General features: G+C 65.7%; 16 protein-coding genes. 5 read left to right on the top strand and 11 right to left on the bottom strand.

What is annotated here, in order from left to right; translation table 11 throughout:
- Window positions 1-38: 38 nt before the first annotated feature.
- The 6 genes from scpB to HNP60_RS02645 form a co-directional block, all read right to left on the bottom strand.
- Window positions 39-650, bottom strand: coding sequence for an SMC-Scp complex subunit ScpB (scpB, locus tag HNP60_RS02670; RefSeq protein WP_184149897.1), 612 nt, complete (start codon window positions 648-650; stop codon window positions 39-41).
- The gene (locus HNP60_RS02665) at window positions 647-1,456 is read right to left on the bottom strand and encodes a segregation and condensation protein A (RefSeq protein WP_221414652.1); all 810 of its coding nucleotides are present in this window, start codon (window positions 1,454-1,456) and stop codon (window positions 647-649) included. The genes scpB and HNP60_RS02665 overlap by 4 nt, the downstream gene beginning before the upstream one ends.
- Window positions 1,453-2,466 (bottom strand): beta-N-acetylhexosaminidase, encoded by a 1,014-nt coding sequence (nagZ, locus tag HNP60_RS02660; RefSeq protein WP_184149894.1) that lies wholly within the window; start codon window positions 2,464-2,466, stop codon window positions 1,453-1,455. Before nagZ ends, HNP60_RS02665 begins: the two co-directional genes overlap by 4 nt.
- A 28-nt stretch (window positions 2,467-2,494) precedes the next feature.
- Window positions 2,495-3,238 carry an SPOR domain-containing protein gene (locus HNP60_RS02655; RefSeq protein WP_184149891.1) on the bottom strand — a complete coding sequence of 248 codons (744 nt, stop codon included), beginning with the start codon at window positions 3,236-3,238 and terminating at the stop codon, window positions 2,495-2,497.
- Complete coding sequence (gene argS / locus HNP60_RS02650) at window positions 3,238-4,968, bottom strand: arginine--tRNA ligase (RefSeq protein ID WP_184149888.1); 1,731 nt, start codon at window positions 4,966-4,968, stop codon at window positions 3,238-3,240. The genes HNP60_RS02655 and argS overlap by 1 nt, the downstream gene beginning before the upstream one ends.
- A gap of 72 nt (window positions 4,969-5,040) precedes the next feature.
- Complete coding sequence (locus HNP60_RS02645; RefSeq protein ID WP_184149885.1) at window positions 5,041-5,694, bottom strand: hypothetical protein; 654 nt, start codon at window positions 5,692-5,694, stop codon at window positions 5,041-5,043.
- A 143-nt stretch (window positions 5,695-5,837) separates the two neighbouring features.
- On the opposite strand from HNP60_RS02645, the gene ispH reads away from it, so the two are divergent.
- The 5 genes from ispH to HNP60_RS02620 all read left to right on the top strand — a co-directional run bounded on the left by ispH (window position 5,838) and on the right by HNP60_RS02620 (window position 9,203).
- Complete coding sequence (gene ispH, locus HNP60_RS02640; RefSeq protein WP_184149882.1) at window positions 5,838-6,794, top strand: 4-hydroxy-3-methylbut-2-enyl diphosphate reductase; 957 nt, start codon at window positions 5,838-5,840, stop codon at window positions 6,792-6,794.
- A 4-nt stretch (window positions 6,795-6,798) separates the two neighbouring features.
- Window positions 6,799-7,773, top strand: coding sequence for a homoserine kinase (thrB, locus tag HNP60_RS02635; protein WP_184149879.1), 975 nt, complete (start codon window positions 6,799-6,801; stop codon window positions 7,771-7,773).
- On the top strand, window positions 7,770-8,228 hold the full coding sequence (rnhA, locus tag HNP60_RS02630; RefSeq protein ID WP_184149876.1) for a ribonuclease HI: 459 nt from the start codon (window positions 7,770-7,772) through the stop codon (window positions 8,226-8,228). The genes thrB and rnhA overlap by 4 nt, the downstream gene beginning before the upstream one ends.
- Before the next feature lie 77 nt (window positions 8,229-8,305).
- Window positions 8,306-8,797, top strand: coding sequence for a DUF6265 family protein (locus HNP60_RS02625; RefSeq protein ID WP_184149873.1), 492 nt, complete (start codon window positions 8,306-8,308; stop codon window positions 8,795-8,797).
- A 52-nt stretch (window positions 8,798-8,849) separates the two neighbouring features.
- Entirely contained in the window at window positions 8,850-9,203 is a 354-nt protein-coding gene (locus HNP60_RS02620) for a YbaN family protein (RefSeq protein ID WP_184149870.1), read from the top strand.
- 55 nt (window positions 9,204-9,258) lie between these two features.
- On the opposite strand, the gene HNP60_RS02615 is transcribed toward HNP60_RS02620, so the two are convergent.
- The 5 genes from HNP60_RS02615 to HNP60_RS02595 all read right to left on the bottom strand — a co-directional run bounded on the left by HNP60_RS02615 (window position 9,259) and on the right by HNP60_RS02595 (window position 19,712).
- Window positions 9,259-11,397: a M3 family metallopeptidase gene (locus tag HNP60_RS02615; protein WP_184149867.1), complete on the bottom strand. Its 2,139-nt coding sequence runs from the start codon at window positions 11,395-11,397 to the stop codon at window positions 9,259-9,261.
- 139 nt (window positions 11,398-11,536) lie between these two features.
- Entirely contained in the window at window positions 11,537-13,120 is a 1,584-nt protein-coding gene (gene ahpF, locus HNP60_RS02610) for an alkyl hydroperoxide reductase subunit F (RefSeq protein ID WP_184149864.1), read from the bottom strand.
- 173 nt (window positions 13,121-13,293) lie between these two features.
- Window positions 13,294-13,857 (bottom strand): alkyl hydroperoxide reductase subunit C, encoded by a 564-nt coding sequence (gene ahpC / locus HNP60_RS02605; RefSeq protein ID WP_184051044.1) that lies wholly within the window; start codon window positions 13,855-13,857, stop codon window positions 13,294-13,296.
- Window positions 13,858-14,267: 410 nt separating this feature from the next.
- Complete coding sequence (locus HNP60_RS02600; RefSeq protein ID WP_184149861.1) at window positions 14,268-16,415, bottom strand: PQQ-dependent dehydrogenase, methanol/ethanol family; 2,148 nt, start codon at window positions 16,413-16,415, stop codon at window positions 14,268-14,270.
- Window positions 16,416-16,559: 144 nt separating this feature from the next.
- On the bottom strand, window positions 16,560-19,712 hold the full coding sequence (locus HNP60_RS02595) for a TonB-dependent receptor domain-containing protein (RefSeq protein ID WP_184149858.1): 3,153 nt from the start codon (window positions 19,710-19,712) through the stop codon (window positions 16,560-16,562).
- Between the last annotated feature and the right edge of the window lie 339 nt (window positions 19,713-20,051).

Here is a 20,051-nt window from a genome sequence, read left to right as displayed (position 1 = left end):
CGTGACAAATCCGGGACGCCCGGCCGGAAAAGCGCAAGTCACTCGTCGGCCGGCTCGTCCCGCGCTTCGTCCTCTTCCTCCCCTTCCAGCAGCGAATGCGCCTCCGCGGCTTCCATGGCGAGGTCGACGGGATCGAGGAGACCGGCCGCCCGCAGATCGTCGATTCCCGGCAGATCGCGGCGGCTGGCAAGGCCGAAATGGCTGAGGAAATCGGGCGTGGTGGCATAAATGAGCGGCCGCCCGGGCACTTCGCGCCGGCCCGCCGGCTGCACCCATCCGGCTTCCATGAGCACGTCCAGCGTCCCCTTCGCCACTTGCACGCCGCGAATCGCCTCGATCTCGGCGCGGCTCACCGGCTCGTGATAAGCAATAATCGCCAGCGTCTCGACGGCGGCGCGGGAGAGCTTGCGCGGCTCCTCGCGCTCGCGCCGCAGGATGTGAGAAAGGTCCGCCGCGGTCTGGAAATGCCAGCGGCCGCCCCGCTCGACGAGCTCGATGCCGCGCCCGGCATAATGATCGGCAAGGGCCGCGAGATGCGGCAGCGCGCTGCCTTCCAGCCCGGCATGGCGCGCGATTTCCTGCGGGGTGAGCGGCCCCTCGGCAGCGAAAAGCACGGCTTCCACGAGCCGCGCGGCCATGTCCCCCGTCATGCGCCTGCTCCCGCCGGGCGGGACGCAGCCCTAAGATAGAGCGGCTCGAAAATCCCTTCCTGCCGAAGCTCCACCCGGCCCTGCCGGGCCAGCTCCAGCGCCGCCACGAAGCTGCTCGCCAGCGCCGAGCGGCGCAACTGCGGATCGGCAGTGTCCGGCAGGAAGCGGCCGAGCGCTGCCCAGTCGATCTCCATGCCGACCAGGCGCGAGACCCGTTCGATCGCTTCGTCGAGCGTCATCACCGGCCGGCGATGGACGATGTGGATGCGCGGCGCCGTGCGCGCCTTCACCTGCCCATAAGCCTGGATGAGATCATAAAGGCTCGCGCGCCAGACGATCGCGCGCGGGCGATGCAGCCCTTCCGGCGCGGGTCGGACGAACACGTCGCGGCCGATCTGGTCCCGGGCCAGCAGCCGGGCGCCCGCCTCGCGCATCGCTTCCAGCCGCTGCAGGCGCAGATGCAGGCGCAGGACCAGTTCCTCGGGCGAGGGATCGGGCTGGGCTTCGCGGGGCAGCAACAGGCCGGACTTGAGATAGGCAAGCCAGGCCGCCATCACGAGATAGTCCGCCGCCAGCTCCAGCCGCAGCTCGGCCGCTTCCTCGATGAAGCGCAGATATTGCTCGACAAGGGCGAGGATGGAAATTTCGCGCAGGTCCACCTTCTGCGTCCGCGCCAGCGCGAGCAGCACGTCGAGCGGCCCTTCCCAGCTCTCCACCGAGACAGTGAGCACGGCTTCCCCCGGCGCGCGGCGGACGGGCTCGTTCCAGTCGGTGTCGCCAGCCCCGGAGCCGGCGTCCCCGCTCATGCCCGCTGCGCCAGCAGGGCATCGCGCGTGGCGAGCGACCGTTCGATCGGCCAGTCCGCGTCCGGCCCGTCGGCGATCGTCTCCATCGCCCGCGCCAGTCGCTCGCGCCCGCGCTCGCTCATGTCGGGCAGCCGGGCAGCGATGGCGGTCATTTCCGCCATCCGGCCCCAGCAATTGAGCGCGAGATCGCAGCCCGCCGCGATGACACCGGCCGCCAGCTCGTCCGCCGCGCCGCTCAGGGCCTTCATGTCGAGATCGTCGGACATCAGCAGCCCGTCGAAGCCGATGGCGCCGCGAATGATCTCGCCGATCACGCGCGGCGAAAGGCTGGCGGGGCGCTCCGCGTCCCAGGCAGTGTAGACGATATGGGCCGTCATGCCCGCCGGCGCGCCGTTGAGCGCGCGGAACGGCGCCATGTCGCGTTCCAGGTCCCAGCTGCTCGCGGTGACGGTGGGCAACGCATGATGGCTGTCCACCAGCGCCCGGCCATGGCCCGGCATATGCTTGACGATGCCGACCGCGCCGCCGGCCCGCAGGCCGTCCAGCGTCGCACGGCCGAGCGCCGCGACGCGCATCGGCTCGCTGCCGAACGAGCGATCACCCACGATATCGCTGGCGCCTTCCTGCCGCACGTCCAGCACCGGTGCCGCGTCCGCCGTGATGCCGACCTCGGCCAGCATCGCGCCGAGCGCGCGCGCGTTGCACCGCGCCGCCTCGATCGCGCTCGACGGTGCCAGCTCGTAAAGCGCATCGAATGCGGCAGCGGGCGGATAATCCGGCCATTCCGGCGCGCGCATCCGCGCGACCCGGCCGCCTTCCTGATCGATCATGATGAACAGATCGTCGCGCCCGGCGATCTCGCGCAGCTCGTCGGTCAGCGCGCGGACCTGCGCGCGGTCGCGGATGTTGCGCCCGAACAGGATGTAGCCCGCCGGATCGCAGGCGCGGAACAGCGCGCGTTCCGCCTCGCTCACCCGCTCGCCCGCAAGGCCGAAGATCACTGGCTTCATGGCCTGTGCCCCGGTTCCCCCATGCGGCTCAGCGGACGACCATGCAGTTTTCGCCCGCCACGCGGAGCTTGCCGCAGGTCGTCCCGGCTTCCGCGACGGAGGCCATGGGCACGCGAAGGCGGTACAGCGTCTTGCCACCGGTCTCCACCGGCTCCACCGAATGGCCAAGCGGCGCGAGATATTCGAAGCGGCCGGACAGTTTCTTCCAGACGCCTTCCGCGATCTCCTTGGAGCCGAAAGCGCCGAGCTGGATGCGCGGGGTGCCGTCGCTCGCGCTCGCCGCCGTGGTCGCAGGCTTCTTCGAGGCGACGGAGACGGTCTTGACGGGCGCGGTCACATTGGGCTTGCCGGCGGCAGGGCGGGCAGACGGCGTCGTCGGTTCGACCGCGGCCTTGAGGTCGGTCCGCGGCGCCTCTGGGGCCTTGCTGACATCGATGCGGCCGGCTGCTTCGCCACCCTCGCTCGCATCGAAAGCCGCGTCGCCTTCCCCGTCGAATTCCCGGGCATCGGACGCATTGGCGGGGATCTTGAAGCTCTGTCCCTCGGACTGGATGAGGCGGGCCTCCTCCGTTCCGCCTGCCGCGCCGTTCCGGTTCTTGAGCCAGTAGCCGCCGCCGACGATGGCACCGAGCAGCACGAGCCCGGCCAGCACGAGGCCGATCACTTTCGCGGACGAGGCGCGCTCCGGCTCTTCCTCGGCCCCGGCGGGCTCCAGCCAGGGCAGTCGGTCGCGATCGTCCAGATTGAAACCATCCCCCTGTTCGGCAGTCATCAGCTCATCTCCTCAAGCGCCGCGACACCCATCAGGGCGAGCCCGTTCCTGATAACCTGCCCGATTCCCGCGCTCAAGTGCAGTCGCGCCGCCGTGATCGCGCCATCGCCCGCGACGATGACGCGACGCTCGGGCTGATCGTTGCCGAGATTCCACCAGCCATGGAAGGATGCAGCCAAGTCATAGAGATAAAAGGCAATTCTGTGCGGCTCGCGCGCCAGGGCGGCGCTCTCCACCACGCGCGGGAAATTGGCGAGCTGCCGGATGAGGTCCAGTTCCTCCGCCCCGAAGCGGGACAGGTCGGGCGCCGGGAGTGTGTCCGGAAATGTCTCCTTCACGCGCCGCCCGAGCGAGGAAATCCGCGCATGGGCATATTGCACGTAGAACACCGGATTGTCCTTCGAGGCTTCCACCACCTTGGCGAAGTCGAAGTCCATCTGCGCGTCCGCCTTGCGCGTGAGCATGGTGAAGCGCACGACATCCTTGCCCACTTCCTCCACCACATCGGCGAGCGTGACGAAATTGCCCGAGCGCTTGCTCATCTTCACCGGCTCGCCGTCGCGCAGCAGCCGCACCATCTGCACGAGCTTCACGTCGAACCTGGCCTTGCCCCCGGTCAGCGCGGCGACGGCGGCCTTGATGCGCTTGACGGTGCCGGCATGGTCGGCACCCCAGATGTCGATCAGCTCGTCCGCGCGGCTGGCCTTCTCGGCATGATAAGCGAGGTCGTTACCGAAATAGGTATATTGCCCGTTCGGCCGCTTCACCGGCCGGTCGCTGTCGTCGCCGAACTGGCTGGCGCGGAAAAGCACCATCGGGACCGGCTCCCAGTCCTCGTCGGCCTCGCCCTTGGGCTTCTCCAGCGTGCCTTCGTAGATGAGCCCCATGCCCTCGAGCCGCGCGATCGCCGCGTCCACCTTGCCGCTGCGCTGCATCTCCGCCTCGGAGGAGAAGAGGTCGTGATGGATGCCGAGCAAAGCGAGATCGTCGCGGATCATGTCCATCATCGCCGCGACGGCGCGCGTGCGGAACAGCTCCAGCCAGAGCGAATCGGCGGCGGCGACATAAGTGTCGCCAAACTCGGCGGCGAGCGCCTGCCCGATGGGGACCAGATAGTCGCCGGGATAGAAGCCTTCGGGAATCTCGCCGATGTCCTCGCCCAGCGCCTCGCGATAGCGCAGGTGCACGGAGCGGGCGAGCGTCTCCACCTGACTGCCGGCATCGTTGATATAATATTCGCGGGTGACGTCATAGCCGCTGAAGGCAAGCAGGCTGGCGAGCGCATCGCCCACCACCGCGCCGCGGCAATGGCCCATGTGCATGGGGCCCGTCGGATTGGCCGAGACATATTCGATATTGACGGTGCGGCCCGCGCCGGTGGCGGAGCGGCCATAATCGGCGCCAGCCGCGTGGACGGCGGCCAGCTCGCCTTCCCATGCCGACCGCACGAGGCGCAAGTTGATGAAGCCGGGCCCGGCGATGTCGACGCTTTCTACGTCCGGCAGCGCGCTCAACCGCGCCACGATCAGCGCCGCGAGCGCGCGCGGATTGGTGCCGGCCGGCTTGGCGAGCACCATGGCGGCGTTGGTCGCCATGTCGCCATGGGAAGGGTCGCGCGGGGGCTCGACGGTCACGGCCGTCCGGTTGAGGCCGGCGGGCAATTCTCCGGCGGCCACCATCTCGTCGAGCAGGCCGTCGAGCGCAGCGGCAGTGCGGGCAAAGATACTCATGTCATGCAGTCCTGTCAGCGGCGGCGTCCGGCGACAGGATGGTCATGATCGCCCGGCCGCCGGGAAAAAATCTCAGCGGGTGATGTTGTAGCGGAGCTGATCGGTGGTCAGGTTGAACCCCACGAGCAGCTCGAAGCTGCTTCGCTGGATCGCCGCCCGCACTTCGGGGCGCGCCAGCGGATCGAGCGCGGCGTCCGCATCGCCGGTGCGGCGGGGCTTGGTGATCATCTGCTCGATATCCGACGGCAGCGTCGCCGCGGCGCGATTGACATAAGCGGCGGCCGTGCCGTTCGCCTCGGCGCGCAGCGACCCTTCCGCGAAATGCAGGCGGACGGTCGTCACGCGCTTGGCGATGACCTGCGTGCCGCCGCGCACCACCGTGGAGAAGACCGGCAGATCCACGTCGCGTGCCGGACCCGGATCGCGACGCAGCGCCCTCACCAGATAAGTGGCCTGGCTGTGGATTTCCTCGCCGGTGGGCGTGCAGCTCGAGCGCAGATTGGTGATGTTCGCCACGATGTCCACGGCCGCCGCATCCCGGCTCTGCGGAGGATCGAAGACCGTGATGTCGCCGGTGTGGGCGGGGATGGCGACGATGGGGCATGCCGAACGGAACTGGATGATGCCCTGGCCGGTCGGATCGATGTCGCCCCGCTTCGCACAGCCGGATACGACTGCCAGCGCGCCGGCCAGAACGACGAATTTCGATGCAGCGGCGATCCGCACTATGGCCCAAACCCTTCTTCATCCGGCGCGCAAGGCGGCACCGGCTCGCAAACAAGTCCGCGCTTCTTAGTCGCGGACCCCCGGCCGCGCAACTGAAAGGAAGCGCCTTTCCCTGCGCGTTCCATGGCCCTAAAGAGCGCTACATGGCCGCATCATTAACGCTCCCGCCGCTCCACGTGCTCATCGCCGCGCCCCGTGGCTTCTGCGCGGGTGTCGACCGCGCGATCATGATCGTGGAGCGCGCGCTCGAGAAATTCGGGCCGCCGGTCTATGTCCGCCACGAGATCGTCCATAACCGCTTCGTGGTCGATGGCCTGCGCGCGCGCGGCGCCGTGTTCGTCGATGAACTCGATGAAGTGCCCGATGGCCGGCCTGTCGTCTTTTCCGCGCATGGCGTACCCAAGCTGGTGCCGGCCCATGCGCAGGCGCGCGGACTGGATTATCTGGACGCGACCTGCCCGCTCGTCTCCAAGGTCCATCGGCAGGCCGAACGGCAAGTCGAGGCCGGGCGGCATATCCTGTTCATCGGCCATGCCAATCATCCGGAGGTGATCGGGACCTTCGGCCAGGTGCCCGAGGGCACGATGACTCTCATCGAGACCGAAGCGGATGCCGAGGCGATCACGACCGCGCCCGGGCAGTCGCTGGCATTCCTCACCCAGACCACGCTCTCGGTGGACGACACCGCCTCAATCGTCGCCATTCTCCAGCGCCGCTTCCCGGATATCGCGGCCCCCAAGGGCGAGGACATCTGCTACGCGACCTCGAACCGGCAGGCCGCCGCCAAGGAGATCGCGGCCCGGGCGCAGGCGGTCCTGGTGATCGGCGCGCCCAACAGCTCCAATTCGCTGCGCCTCGTGGAAGTGGCCGAGCGATGCGGCGCGCGCGCCCGGCTCATCCGCAGCGCGGACGATCTCGATTTGGAGTGGCTCGGGGACATCGCGACGCTTGGCCTCACTGCCGGCGCCAGCGCGCCCGAAGTGCTGGTGCGCGGCGTGATCGACGCGCTCGGCCAGCGCTTCGCCATCACCGAGGAGGAAGTGCGCACCTCGACCGAAGTGATTTCCTTCAAGCTGCCGCGCGGCCTGGAAGCAGCCTGAGCGCATGGCCGTCTATACGCAGGTTCCGGCCGAGACGCTGGCCGCTTTCCTTGAGCGCTATGACGTCGGCACGCTGGTCGCGGCCAAGGGCATCGCCGAGGGCGTGGAGAACAGCAATTATCTGGTCGACACGACCGGTGCGGACGGCACGGGCGCGCGGTTCATACTGACGCTTTACGAGAAGCGGGTCGATGCGGCGGACCTGCCTTTCTTCATGGCCCTGCTCGATCATCTGGCCGACAAGGGACTGCCCGTCCCCCCTGCCGTGAAGGATCGGGAAGGGCGGGAGATCCAGGAGCTGGCGGGCCGCCCCGCCTGCCTCATCCGCTTCCTGCCCGGCGTCTCGCTCTCGCACCCCACGCCCGCGCAGGCTCTCGCGGCGGGCCGGGCCATGGCGGACATGCATGCCGCCGTTGCGGATTTCACGCCGACCCGCGCCAATTCGATGGGGATGGCGAGCTGGCAGCCGCTGTTCGAGCGCTGCGGGCGCAGCCTCGACGAGATCGCGCCCGGTCTCCATGACGATCTGGGCTTTGCCATCGACGCGGTGACGGCCGCCTGGCGGCCCGACGACTTCGATCATGTCGCGATCCATGCCGATCTGTTCCCGGACAATGTGCTGATGCTGGGGGACAAGGTTACCGGGCTGATCGATTTCTATTTCGCCTGCACGGACATCCGCGTCTACGATCTTGCCATCATGCACAGCGCCTGGTCGTTCGATACCACTGGTCGCCATCATGACGCCGCCGTGGGGGACGGGCTGCTGCGCGGCTATGAAAGCCGCTTTCCGCTCTCGCCCTTCGAGCAGGCGCAGTTCCGCAATCTCGCGAGCGGCGCCTGCATCCGCTTCGCCCTCTCGCGCGCATGGGACTGGCTGAACACCCCGGCGGATGCGCTGGTCACGCGCAAGGACCCGCTCGCTTATGTGCGGCGGCTGGCCCATTATGCGCCGGAGCTGGTCCGGCACGCTCGATGACGCAGACGGTCCAGCTCTTCACGGATGGCGCCTGCAAGGGCAATCCCGGCCCCGGCGGCTGGGGCGCGGTGCTGCGCTTCAACGGCCATGAGAAGGAACTTTCCGGCGGGGAGGCGCACACCACGAACAACCGCATGGAACTGATGGCCGCCATCGAGGGCCTGAAAGCCCTGACGCGCCCCTGCCATGTGATCCTCTCCACCGACAGCAATTATGTGAAGGACGGCATCACCCGCTGGATTCACGGCTGGCAGCGCAATGGCTGGCGCACGGCCGACAAGAAGCCGGTCAAGAATGCGGACCTGTGGCAGGCGCTGCTGGAAGCGAGCGGGCGGCACCGGGTCGACTGGCGCTGGGTGAAAGGCCATGCCGGCCATCCGGAAAACGAGCGCGCCGACCGGCTGGCGAGCGCGGCGGCCGAAGCCGCGCGGCGAGTTCCGCAGCAACAGCTTTAAGATCGACCGCGCGCCTGCGCATGGCGGCGATGGACGAAGCTTTGACTCCGCCCCGTCGCACGGGCAGGAAGGCGGCCATGCGGTTTGCACAGCGAAACATGCTCGTGGCGGTCATGATCCTGCCGGGCCTGCTGGCGGCGGCAGGCGCGCGGGCCGATGCGCCCGTCGTCGCGTCGCTGCCCGGCTGGATGGCCGGCTGCTGGCTCGCCGAGACGGGCGAGGCGCGCTTCAGCGAGGAATGCTGGACTACCCCGCGTGGCGCGATGATGATCGGCAGCGGCCATATGTTCGGCGGCGAGCGCAGCTACAGCTTCGAGCATATGCGCATCGTGCGCGAGGGCGGGACGATCGTCTTCATCGCGCAGCCCGGCGGCGCGCCGCCCACCCGCTTCGCGATGGACCGGCAGACCCCGTCCGGCGGACCGGAGGCGGCGTCGGTCAGCTTCGTCAATCCGGACAATGATTATCCGCAGCGCGTCACCTATCGGCTGACCGACGGCCATCTCGAAGCGGAGATCGCTATGCTGGACGGATCGCGGCCAATGCGCTGGAGCTTCAGGCGATCCTGACGTTGTCGCTCATCCCGGGTCGGTCCACTGGCCCGCACGGCCCCCTCGCGCCATGCTGCTGAGACCGCTGTTCTTCGCGGGCGGCGCGCTCTCCGTGCTGCTCGGCACGGCGGGCATCGTCTTGCCGCTGCTGCCGACCGTGCCTTTCTTCATCCTCGCCGCGTTCTGCTTCGCGCGGAGCAGCCCCACGCTGGAGCGGCGCCTGATCGAGTCTCCCCGCTTCGGTCCGCCGATCCGGGCATGGCGCGAGCGCGGCGCGATCAGCCGGCGGGGCAAGCGTGCGGCGCTGGTCGCCTTCGCGCTGAGCGTCGGCATCTCGCTGGCGATGGCGCCCTGGCCGTGGCCGCTCGCCTCCATCGCCGCCGCTCTTGTGTTCGGCACGTGGATATGGACGCGGCCGGAATGATCCGCCCGATGTGAAGAGGGAGCGCGGCCTGGCCGCACTCCCTCTCCTCAATCCGTCACTTGCCTTTTTCGCCCGCTTCGCCCGGCACCGGGAAGCCGCGCCGGCGCAGCAGCGCATTCACGTCGGGATCGCGGCCGCGGAAGGCGCGATAGGCCTCGGCGCGGTCGGTCTCGTTGCCGGTGGAGAGCAACGTGGCGTTGAAGCGCTTCGCCGTCTCGGGATCCCAGACATTCCCGGTCTCCTCGAACGCGGCCCATGTGTCGGCGTCCATCGTCTCGGACCAGAGATAGCTGTAATAGCCCGCCGAATAGGCATCCGACGAGAAGAGATGGCTGAACTGCGGCAGGCGGTGCCGCATGATCATTTCCTTCGGCATGCCGATCTCCGCCAGCGTCTCGCGCTCGAAGGCGTCGATGTCGGTGGGCGCGGTCGCCCGGTTATGCAGCTTCATGTCGACGATCGCCGAGGAGAGATATTCCACGGTGGAAAAGCCCTCGTTGAAGGTCTTGCTCGCCTCGATCTTGTCGAGCAGCGCCTGCGGGATCGCTTCGCCGGTCTGGTAGTGGCGCGCATAGGTCTCGAGCACATAAGGCGTGAGCAGCCAGTTCTCGTTCACCTGGCTCGGATATTCCACGAAGTCGCGCGGCGTGCCGCCCAGCCCCGGCCATGTGATGTCGTAGCTCAGATAATGCAGCGCGTGACCGAACTCGTGGAACAGCGTGCTTGCATCATCGAGGCTGATGAGCGTGGGCTGGCCCGGCTGCCCCTTGGCGAAATTATTATTGTTGGATGCCAGCACATATTCGCTGTCATTGAGGTGATTCTGGCTCTTGTAGGTCGTCATCCAGGCGCCCGAGCGCTTGCCGGTGCGAGCCCAGGTGTCGAGATAGAAGAGGCCGACCACCTTGCCGTTCCGCGTCACTTCGAACGTGCGGATGTCGGGGTGGAACACCGGCACCTTGCCCGTATTCTCGGTGAAGCTGAAGCCATAGAGCCGCCCCGCCGCGTCGAACATGGCGGCGACCATCTTGTCGAGCTGGAAATAGGGCTTCACCTCATTCTGGTCGAGGTCGTACTTGGCCTTGCGGACCTTCTCCGCATAGAAGCGATAGTCCCAGGGCTCGATGACGATCCCGGGCCCCTTGCCCGCCTTGGCTTCCTCATCGGCAATGGCCTGCATGTCGGCGACTTCCTGATCGACCCGCGCGACGGCCGCCGGCCACACCTTCATCATGAGGTCCATCGCCTTTTCCGGCGTGCCGGCCATGGTGTCGCGCATGCGGAAATGGGCATGGGTGGGGAAGCCGAGCAGCTTCGCCCGCTCCGCGCGCAGCGCCACGATCTTCGCGATCACGGCATTGTTGTCATGCGCGTCGCCATTGTCGCCGCGGTTCGCGAAGGCCTTGAACACTTTCTCGCGCAGATCGCGCCGCGTCGAGCTTTCGAGGAATGGCGAGACGAAGCTGCGCGTGTTGACCAGCACCCAGCCCTGCACCTTGCGCTCTTCCGCCGCGGATTTCATCGTGGCGATGAAGTCGCGCTCCAGCCCTGCCAGGTCGGCCTCGCTGGTGAAGGTGAGATATTTCTCCTCATCGGCCAGCAGATTGTTGGAGAAAGTGCTGTAGAGCTGGGCCAGCTCGGTGCCGAGCCGCACCAGCTCCTTCTTCTGCGCCGCGTCGAGTTGCGCGCCATTGGCCACGAGATTGTCATAGGTGCGCTCGAGCAGGCGCATCTGCTTGGCGTCCAGCCCCAACGTGGCCCGCTTGTCATAGAGGGCCTTCACGCGGGGGAAGTAGCGCGGGTCGAGCGTGAGCTGGCTGTAGAAAGCGCTCAGCTTCGGGCTCCAGTCGCGCTGCAGCGCGCGCACCTCGTCATTGGAGAGATTGGAGGTGTAGACGCCCCAGATCGGCATCACCCGGTCGTCGAGCGTTTCCGTCTGCATGGCGGCGATCGTGTTGTCGAAGGTGGGCGCCGCCTTGCTGGACACCACTTTCTCGAAGTCGGCCTTGATCGAGGCCATCATCGCCTCGAAGGCGGGCGGAAAGTCCGCCACCTTCACCTTGTCCCAGGCGGGCACGCCGCCATAAGGTCCGGTCCATTCGGCTGTGATGCTGTTGCTGGTCTGGGTCATGGCGGGTGTCGCGAAAACGGCGGCAAGAGCCGTCAGGGATGTGAGAACGAACCTGGCGTGCATCGATGCATATCCTTGATTGACGTTGAACCGCGCAAGGGGCGGATCGTTGACCGGAAGTCTACCGGCTCATCAAGGTGTTGCAAGGTGGAGGCGCCGGGCCGGGGAAACTCCCGGCGCCTCTCCCGCCCGGTTGTGGCTTTTATGCCGCCTTCGCCTGTTCGTCGGCAGGCGCGAGCCGGATGAGATAGTCGAAGGCCGAGAGGGCGGCGGTGGAACCCTGTCCCATGGCAATGACGATCTGCTTGTAAGGCACGGTGGTGCAGTCGCCGGCCGCGAAGATGCCCTGCTGGGACGTATGCGCCCGCGCGTCCACCTCGATCTCGCCGCGACTGGAGAGGCCGACCGTATCGACCAGGAACTCCGTGTTCGGCACGAGCCCGATCTGCACGAAGATGCCTTCCAGCTCCAACAGATGGGATTGCCCGCTGTTGCGATCCTTGTAGGTCAGGCCGATCACCTTCTCGCCGTCGCCATGCACTTCTGTCGTCTGGGCCGAGGTGATGACCGTGACGTTGGGCAGGCTGTAGAGCTTGCGCTGGAGCACCGCGTCGGCGCGCAGCTGGCTGTCGAACTCGATCAGCGTCACATGCGCCACGATGCCGGCGAGATCGATCGCCGCTTCCACGCCGCTATTGCCTCCGCCGATCACGGCGACGCGCTTGCCCTTGAACAGCGGGCCATCGCAGTGCGGGCAATAAGCGACGCCCTTGTTGCGATACTCGTCCTCGCCCGGCACGTTCATCTGCCGCCAGCGCGCGCCGGTGGAGAGGATCACGGCCTTGGCCTTTAGCGAGGCGCCGCTCTCGAGCTGCACTTCGGCATAGCCGCCGGGCGTCTTCGCCGGCACGAGCTTCTTCGCCTTCTGCACGTTCATGATGTCCACGTCATAATCCTTGACGTGCTGCTCCAGCGCGGCGGCGAGCTTGGGCCCTTCCGTGTGGGGCACGGAAATGAAGTTCTCGATGGCCATGGTGTCGAGCACCTGCCCGCCGAAGCGCTCGGCGACGATGCCGGTGCGGATGCCCTTGCGCGCGGCATAGATCGCCGCTGCCGCACCGGCCGGTCCGCCGCCCACCACGAGCACGTCGAACGGCTCCTTGGCAGCGATCTTCTCGGCCGCGCGGGCCGTCGCGCCGGTGTCCAGCTTCGCGATGATCTGTTCGATGTCCATGCGGCCGGACGCGAACACCTCGCCGTTGAGATAGACGGTGGGCACAGCCATCACCTTGCGCTCGTCCACTTCGGCCTTGAACAGGGCGCCGTCGATCGCGGTGTGGCGGATGCGCGGATTGAGCACGCTCATCAGGTTCAGCGCCTGCACCACGTCCGGGCAGTTCTGGCAGGAGAGCGAGAAATAGGTCTCGAAGACGAAGTCGCCTTCCAGTGCCTTCACTTGCGCGATCACGTCATCATCCACCTTGGGCGGATGGCCGCCGACCTGCAGCAAGGCGAGCACCAGCGAGGTGAACTCGTGGCCGAGGGGAATGCCGGCGAAGCGCACGCCGATGTCCGTGCCCGCGCGGCGGATGAGGAAGCTGGGCTTGCGCGCATCGCCTTCGTCCGCTGCCAGCGTGACGAGGGGGCTCAGCCCTTCGATTTCGTGGAGCAGGTCGCGCAGTTCGGCCGATTTGGCGCCGCCGTCGAGCGAGGGCACCAGCTCGATCGGCAGCTTGATGTTGGCCATATAGGCCTGCAGCTGGGTCTTGATCGCGGCGTCCAACATAGTGAGCTCCTTTGGATGAAACCCCCTTCTCTTCAGGAGAGGGGCCGGGGTCAGGGCGGGATTTTCGCAGATCGCTGCGTGCGCCTCACCCCCTGCCCCTTGCCTGACAGCCAGGGGTCGGGCTGCTCCCGATCCCGGAACCCCGAAGGGCCCCGGAACCGTGGGAGAACTGATTAGATCTTGCCGACCAGGTCGAGCGAAGGCGCAAGAGTCTTCTCGCCTTCTTCCCACTTGGCGGGGCACACTTCGCCAGGATGGCTGGCCCAGTACTGAAGCGCCTTGATCTTCCGCAAAAGCTCTGTCGCGTTGCGGCCGACGCCTTCCGGCGTGATCTCGACGAGCTGGATGATGCCGTCCGGATCGACGACGAAGGTGCCGCGATCAGCGAGGCCGACGCCTTCGCGCAGGATCTCGAAATTGTTCGAGATGCTGTGGTTCTGGTCGCCCAGCATGTAATAATTGATCTTGCCGATGGCCGGCGAGGTGTCATGCCATGCCTTGTGGCAGAAATGCGTGTCGGTCGAGACCGAGTAGACTTCCACGCCCATGCCCTGCAGCGTGGGGTAGATGTCGGCCAGATCCTCCAGCTCCGTCGGGCAGACGAAGGTGAAGTCGGCAGGATAGAAGAAGAAGACCGCCCACTTGCCCTTCACGTCCGCGTCGGTGACGTCGACGAACTTGCCTTCCTTGAAGGCAGTGGCTGCGAACGGCTTCATCGGGGTATTGACGAGACTCATGGTCTGCTCCTTGGGTTGAATGACGACCTTTAGATAGGCGTCCGGCTTAAATGCACAAAATTGATTAAAGTGAGCCCAAAGATCGATTCACTCGATCAACGAGCTTCCATGGTTTTGAGGGACACAGCGTCCCGGCCCTGAACTGGGTCAAATGCCTTGCGCTTTCAAGGCCAGGAATAGGATGGCGCGGTCCTTTTCGCCGGGATCCCGCCAGCGCGCCTTTTTGCCTCGCCAGGATGCATGATTCCGGGCCTTGCCGACCCAGCAAAGCTGGGCCGGCAGTCCACGGCTATGCCGCTTTCCATCAGCGCTCGGTTGCGCCGACGGCACGGCGCAATTCATGGATCGCTCCTGTGCGCGGCCACATCAGGCCTTGCGCCTGCCGCACCCACGAAGCGAGAAGAGGCAGCTCAGTCCGCCTTGGCGCCCTTCGCTTCCTCTTCCTTCAGCAGTTCCTTCGCGCGCTGGTTCAGATAGGCGCGGATGCCTTCCGCCTGCGCGGGCGTGAGATAGTCGCGGAAGCTCGCCATGCCGTTCTGCGACAAGGCGCCATCGATGACCACCTGCTGCCACACGTCCTTCTCCCGCAGCAGCGTCGAGCGCCGCAGATCCGGGTTGACCGGGCCGCCATGGCAGATCTGGCAGAAGGTGAAGAAATATTTCTGCCCGGTGGCGATCTGCGCCGCCGTGAACCGCTCGTCGCTCGGGGTCGGCTTGTCGAGCGGGATCGGCGTATAGGGCGGCAGCGTGGCCTTGCCCTTCAGCTTGAAGGCGATGATGAGGCCGTTGGGCATCTTGTTCTTCATGAACGGCGTGCCCGAGGCCATGCCCATCGATCCGCCATAGCCCGCCATCACCGCGACATATTGCTCGCCATTGACGCGATAGGTGATCGGCCCGGCGAGCACGCCACGATGCGTCTGGAAGGACCAGAGCTTCTGCCCGTTGTCGGCCCGATAAGCCTCGAAATCGCCTTTCGCGGTGCCCTGGAAGACGAGATTGCCAGCGGTGGCCAGTGTGCCGCCGTTCCACGGCCAGTCGCGCTGCACTTCCCAGACCGGCTTCTGTGCGATCGGATCGTAAGCGACCAGCTTGCCCTTCACCATGCCCTCGAGCGCCTTGCGGCGCCCCTCCACCGTGTCCGGCAGGCCGGGGAGCGGCGGCGGATCGAGGAAGGAGACGGCCGTGTTCCAGCGACCCTCGTGAATCTCGAACGGCTTGGCGTCGCCATAGACCAGCGGATGCTCCATCGCGGGGATGTAAACGAGACCGGTCTTGGGCGAATAGCTCATCGGCATCCAGGCATGGGCGCCGATGCCCGACGGGATGATGAGCTGCGGCCCGTCCTCATAGCGCACATTGGGCTTCTCTATCGGGCGGCCGGTCTTGAGATCGATGCCCTCGGCCCAGTTCTGATAGGCATAGGGCTTGGCCGAGATCAGCTTGCCGTTAGTGCGATCGACCACATAGAAGAAGGCGTTCTTCGGCGCCTGCATGAAGACCTTGCGGTCCTTGCCGTCGATCTTGAGGTCGGCGAGCATGATGCCCTGCGTGGCGGTATAGTCCCATGTCTCGCCGGGATTGACCTGATAGTGCCACTTGTACTTGCCGGTGTCCGGATCGAGCGCGACGATGGAGGAAAGGAACAGATTGTCGCCCTTGCCTTCGCTACGCCATTTGTGATTCCAGGGCGAGCCGTTGCCGACGCCGACGAGGAGCTGGTTCAGCTCCTGATCGTAGACGACGGAATCCCACACCGTTCCGCCACCGCCCAGCTTCCAGTAATTGTCGCCGGACCATGTCGGCCGGGCGAGCTTCTCGATGGCTTCGTCCGAGGCGGCGCCGTCGGGCCCGTCCGCCGGATTGCCCGGCACGGTGTAGAAGCGCCAGACGAGCTTGCCCGTCGCCGTGTCATAAGCCGAGACATAGCCGCGCACGCCCAGTTCCGCGCCGCTGTTGCCGATGATGACCTTGTCGCGCACGACGCGCGGCGCCATGGTGATGGTGTAGGGCTTCTTCTGGTCGACGGTGACGGTTTCCCAGACCTTCTGGCCGGTCTTCGCGTCGATGGCGATGAGCCGGCCGTCGATGGTGCCGACATAGACCCGGCCCTTCCACACCGCGATGCCGCGATTGACGACGTCGCAGCAGGCATGGGCCGCCTTGGAGCCCTCATTCTCCGGATCGAACTGCCAGAGCTTCTGCCCGGTCGCGGCGTTGACGGCGACCACCTTGGACCATGCGGTGGAGGTGTAGAGGATGCCGTCGACCACGATCGGCGTGCCTTCCTGCCCGCGCGTGGTGTCCAGCTCGACGACCCATGCCGGCGACAATTCGCCGACATTGCCGTCATTGATCTGCGTGAGGTTGGAGAAGCGCTGCTCGGCATATGTGCGGCCGTAGGTCAGCCAGTTGTCGTCATCGCTTGCGGCCGCTTCGAGCCGGGCCTGGTCGATCGCGCCCGGGCCCTTGTCCGCTTCCTCCCTGCCGCCGCCGCAGCCGGCGAGGGCCAGTGCCAGCAGCGCGGTGCTCAGAAACCGCTTTGCCTGCCTTGCCATTCTTTCCCCTCCCTCGATGAACCGTCGCTTTGTCCGCCTTCCGCTTCCAGCCGGGGCGAGATCACAGCGCCCAGCGAGAGCAGTGCTCGCCGGATGTCTGGATGGAGGGGCCGCCGGTCCGGCAGCCCCTCATCTTCCGGTCGATCAGAACTTGAAACTTCCGCCGATGTAGAACCGCCGGCCATTCAAGTCATAGAAGTAGGCGTTGAACGGGCTCGCGCCAATGCCGTTCGCCAGACCCGTGCTGGAAGCATTATATTCCACCAGCGGCGGGGCCTTGTCGAACAGATTATCCACACCCCAGCGCAGCGACGCCGTCTTTGTCACTGAGAAGCTGCCGTTCAGGTTGAACAGATCGTAGGCGGGAGCACCGACGAAGGGCGTGGCGTTATTCGATGTGTAGGCGATCGACTTGGCCGCCGGGAGATGCTGCCACTGCAGCGACACAGACACCGGACCGACACCATAGGTGAAGGTGTTGAACAACTTCCAGCGGAAGGCGCCCGGATTAAGCCCATTCTCGGCGATGGCATTGCTGCCTGCCGGGCCCAGCGTCCCCGCATATTCCACCAGCTGACCCGCCGCGCCGGCAGAAGCCGGAAGCGGAGCGGACTTGAGCGTGAGCAGATAGTTGAAGACGGTGTTGAGGCTGAACGTGCCCGGACCGACCGGGAAGGCCCAGTCGAGCTGAGCGTCGATGCCCTGCGTGCGGAAGCGACCATTGTTGAGATAGGTCACCTGCACGTTGCCGAGGGCGCCGTCTCCCGTCACGCGACCGATTGCCTGGCACTGCGCAGTGGCCGCAGCCGCAGTCGGATTGCTGGTGATCGCGGGGTTGAAGGTCGGATCGAAGCAGGCGCGCTGGGCAGTGTCCAGCGTGAGCGGTCCAATCGCGTCGTCGACCTTGATGTTGTAGTAGTCGACGCTCAGGCGCAAGCGGCGGAAGAACTCATTCGACGACGGCGAGTTGATCACCGCACCCAGAGTCCAGGTCTTCGCCGTCTCTGGCTTGATGTTCGGGTTACCGACAAGGGTAGGGAATGCGAATGCCGGGCCGAGGGCGTTGTAGAACTGCGGGTCGCCGTAGAAGACGGCCGCCGTGTCTCGGCCGCTGGTGCCGTCGTTCTGATTCATCAAGATCGAGCAGACAGCACGGACGTTCGCCGCATTCGAATTTGCCGCCGGATTGGCGGACCAGGCCAGCGTGTTGTTGAGGCGGCAGACGTCACCGCCACCAGCTGCCGTAAAGGTCTGCTGCGGAGCAAGGTAGAGTTCGGCAACGTTAGGCGCGCGGATCGCCTTGTTGTAGCCGCCGCGCACGCGGAGCCAGTCGGTGACTTCCCAGTCGCCGGCGGCCTTCCACGTGAACGCATTGCCCGTCGTGTTATAGTCCGCGTTGCGGGCGCCGAGGTTCAGCTCGAACTTCTTCACCAGCGGCAGATCCGCCAGGATCGGAATGAGCAACTCGCCATAGAGCTCCTTGCTACGGATCGTGCCCGCCGAGCTTCCGCTCGGATAGATGCCGATCGTCTGGTCAAGGAAGGACGTGCCCTGCTCGGTCAACGTATCGTTGTGGAAGTCATAGGCATTCTGACGATAGCTGGCACCGAGCGCGACCCGCGCCTGTCCGGCGGGCAGTTCGAACAGGCCGCCCTGGGCGTTCGCCTCGAACACGGTCTGCTGCATCACGGCGCGGTTGGAGAGCGGCGCGCTGATCGCGTCTATGCAATCCTGCGAGATCGGCGTGGACTTGTTGAAAGGATCGAAGCCGCTGGTGCAGGTCGCTGAGGATGCGCCAAAGCCGCCGAATGCGGCATTGCCCTGCGCCCTGAAGCCGGCGCCCCAATTTGGCGCCGAGATCACCGCGCGGAAACGCTCGAGCGAGGCCGTACCGGTGATGAGCGAGCTGGTCTCCGATTCGCCCTGCGACCCGTAGACCTCCCAAGTCCAGTCCGTGCCCGGGATCTTGCCTTCGAAGCCGGCGACCATGTTGTAGGTAAGCACGTCGGTCTTCGATTCACGGTTCATGAAGTCGAGATAATAAGTGAGCTGCCAGGGTCCCGTTGGATCCGCACGGCTGTTCAGGATCGTGGCCAACTCGGTTGGGATCGCGCGGCCGTCATTGGGGATGGCTGCCGACCAGCCGTTCACCGACGGTGAGGGCTGGTTGATCGTCCGGGTTTGCACACGGGTGAATGTGCCCTGCGCGAACACGCCAACCCAGTCGTTGATCTCGTAGTTGCCGCGCGTGTAAATGTTGTAGCGCTCAAGCGGAAGCAGCAGCAACTCGTCCTGGAAGTTCTGACCCAGCGTGCCGTCGCCCTGCCTCTTGTACTTGAGGCCAGTCAGATCACCCTTGAAGCGATAGGCGCCTGCCGCCGGGCTCTGGAAGAAACCGGAGAAAGCCGTGCCATCCTCGTTGAAGTAAAGGCGCGAGCCTGCGCCGACCGCACCGGGGGCTGCCCCGGAAAAGATGGAGTTCATCACGGCTTGCGACGGTGTATTTGAACCGATCGGCTGATAGCCCGAGAAGTAGGGGAAGAACTCGTTGCCAGTGAAGCGCGGATCTTGCCACGCATCACGGAACCAGGGGCGGTCACGGCGATAGGCGGATTCACGATTGTTGACCGAGAGGCCGATGGTGATGTTGCCGCGCCCGTCCTCGAAGTTCGAGCCCATGATGCCGCTGATCGAATATTCCTGACCATCGCCGCGCTGGGAGATGCCCATCTGGGCATCGAGCTGCAGGCCCTGGAAATTCTTCTTCAGGATGAAGTTGACCACGCCGGCTACAGCGTCAGCACCATAGGTTGCGGAGGCGCCGCCAGTGATGATCTCGACACGCTCGATAGCGGCGGAGGGGATGGTGTTGATGTCGACGACACCCAGCGCGTTGGCGGGGGTCGTACGTCGGCCGTCAACCAGCACGAGGCTGCGGTTGGTGCCGAGGCCGCGCAGCGAAACCGTCGCCGCGCCCGGCGTGTTGGTCGCGGTCGGCTGGATGTCCCCGCCTAGCGACGGCGTCTGCACCGGCGTGAAGTTGGGCAGCTTGTTGAGGTTGGTTTCCAGCGCTGCGGTCGAACTTCTTTGCAGCAACTCCTCGCCAGCCGTCACGATCGGGCTGTTGGCTTCATAGTCGCGGCGCACGATGCGCGAGCCGGTGACGACGATCGCCTGCTCCTCGGCGGCTTGCGGCGCTTCCTGCGCATGCACGGCCTGGGGCAGCGTGAAGACGGTGAGCGCGGTGGAACATGCCAGGGCCGCGCGCCTGCAATGGATGCCGAATATGGAAGTCATTGGTTCCTCTCCCTTACCAGTGGCCCGTCTGGTGGGCCGACCAGTCCTGGCGAAACCAACCCTCGCTGAATTGCTCATTATCGAGGTGCCAGCGAATGCTGGCGTGCCGGTTTCACAGGCTGGCGGAGGGAAACTAGCTATCATGATATATTCATTCAAGCGGAGTTCATCATCCTTTCACAACGAACAGCCGACTGTGCCCTGAAAGCAACATTCATTATAAATGACTGAATATTTTGAATAATATTCCTTCCTGACCGGCGTTTTGTCATGGCCTCTCTGTGCGCCGAACGGTGACCGAAATGGATAATATCAACTTGAGGCTCTCAGGCGATGCGA

This window comes from Sphingobium lignivorans (assembly GCF_014203955.1).
Classification (GTDB): Bacteria; Pseudomonadota; Alphaproteobacteria; order Sphingomonadales; family Sphingomonadaceae; genus Sphingobium; species Sphingobium lignivorans.
This window is presented reverse-complemented; position numbering and strand designations above follow the sequence as displayed.

What these genes read in the sequence shown, in the direction of transcription:
- nagZ (WP_184149894.1), bottom strand. Translation starts at nt 2,466, where the DNA reads ATGAAGCCAGTGATCTTCGGCCTTGCGGGCGAGCGGGTGAGCGAGGCG.
- HNP60_RS02665 (WP_221414652.1), bottom strand. Translation starts at nt 1,456, where the DNA reads ATGAGCGGGGACGCCGGCTCCGGGGCTGGCGACACCGACTGGAACGAG.
- HNP60_RS02655 (WP_184149891.1), bottom strand. Translation starts at nt 3,238, where the DNA reads ATGACTGCCGAACAGGGGGATGGTTTCAATCTGGACGATCGCGACCGA.
- HNP60_RS02620 (WP_184149870.1), top strand. Translation starts at nt 8,850, where the DNA reads ATGCTGCTGAGACCGCTGTTCTTCGCGGGCGGCGCGCTCTCCGTGCTG.
- ahpC (WP_184051044.1), bottom strand. Translation starts at nt 13,857, where the DNA reads ATGAGTCTCGTCAATACCCCGATGAAGCCGTTCGCAGCCACTGCCTTC.
- thrB (WP_184149879.1), top strand. Translation starts at nt 6,799, where the DNA reads ATGGCCGTCTATACGCAGGTTCCGGCCGAGACGCTGGCCGCTTTCCTT.
- ispH (WP_184149882.1), top strand. Translation starts at nt 5,838, where the DNA reads ATGGCCGCATCATTAACGCTCCCGCCGCTCCACGTGCTCATCGCCGCG.
- HNP60_RS02625 (WP_184149873.1), top strand. Translation starts at nt 8,306, where the DNA reads ATGCGGTTTGCACAGCGAAACATGCTCGTGGCGGTCATGATCCTGCCG.
- scpB (WP_184149897.1), bottom strand. Translation starts at nt 650, where the DNA reads ATGACGGGGGACATGGCCGCGCGGCTCGTGGAAGCCGTGCTTTTCGCT.
- ahpF (WP_184149864.1), bottom strand. Translation starts at nt 13,120, where the DNA reads ATGTTGGACGCCGCGATCAAGACCCAGCTGCAGGCCTATATGGCCAAC.
- HNP60_RS02615 (WP_184149867.1), bottom strand. Translation starts at nt 11,397, where the DNA reads ATGCACGCCAGGTTCGTTCTCACATCCCTGACGGCTCTTGCCGCCGTT.
- HNP60_RS02600 (WP_184149861.1), bottom strand. Translation starts at nt 16,415, where the DNA reads ATGGCAAGGCAGGCAAAGCGGTTTCTGAGCACCGCGCTGCTGGCACTG.
- HNP60_RS02595 (WP_184149858.1), bottom strand. Translation starts at nt 19,712, where the DNA reads ATGACTTCCATATTCGGCATCCATTGCAGGCGCGCGGCCCTGGCATGT.
- argS (WP_184149888.1), bottom strand. Translation starts at nt 4,968, where the DNA reads ATGAGTATCTTTGCCCGCACTGCCGCTGCGCTCGACGGCCTGCTCGAC.
- rnhA (WP_184149876.1), top strand. Translation starts at nt 7,770, where the DNA reads ATGACGCAGACGGTCCAGCTCTTCACGGATGGCGCCTGCAAGGGCAAT.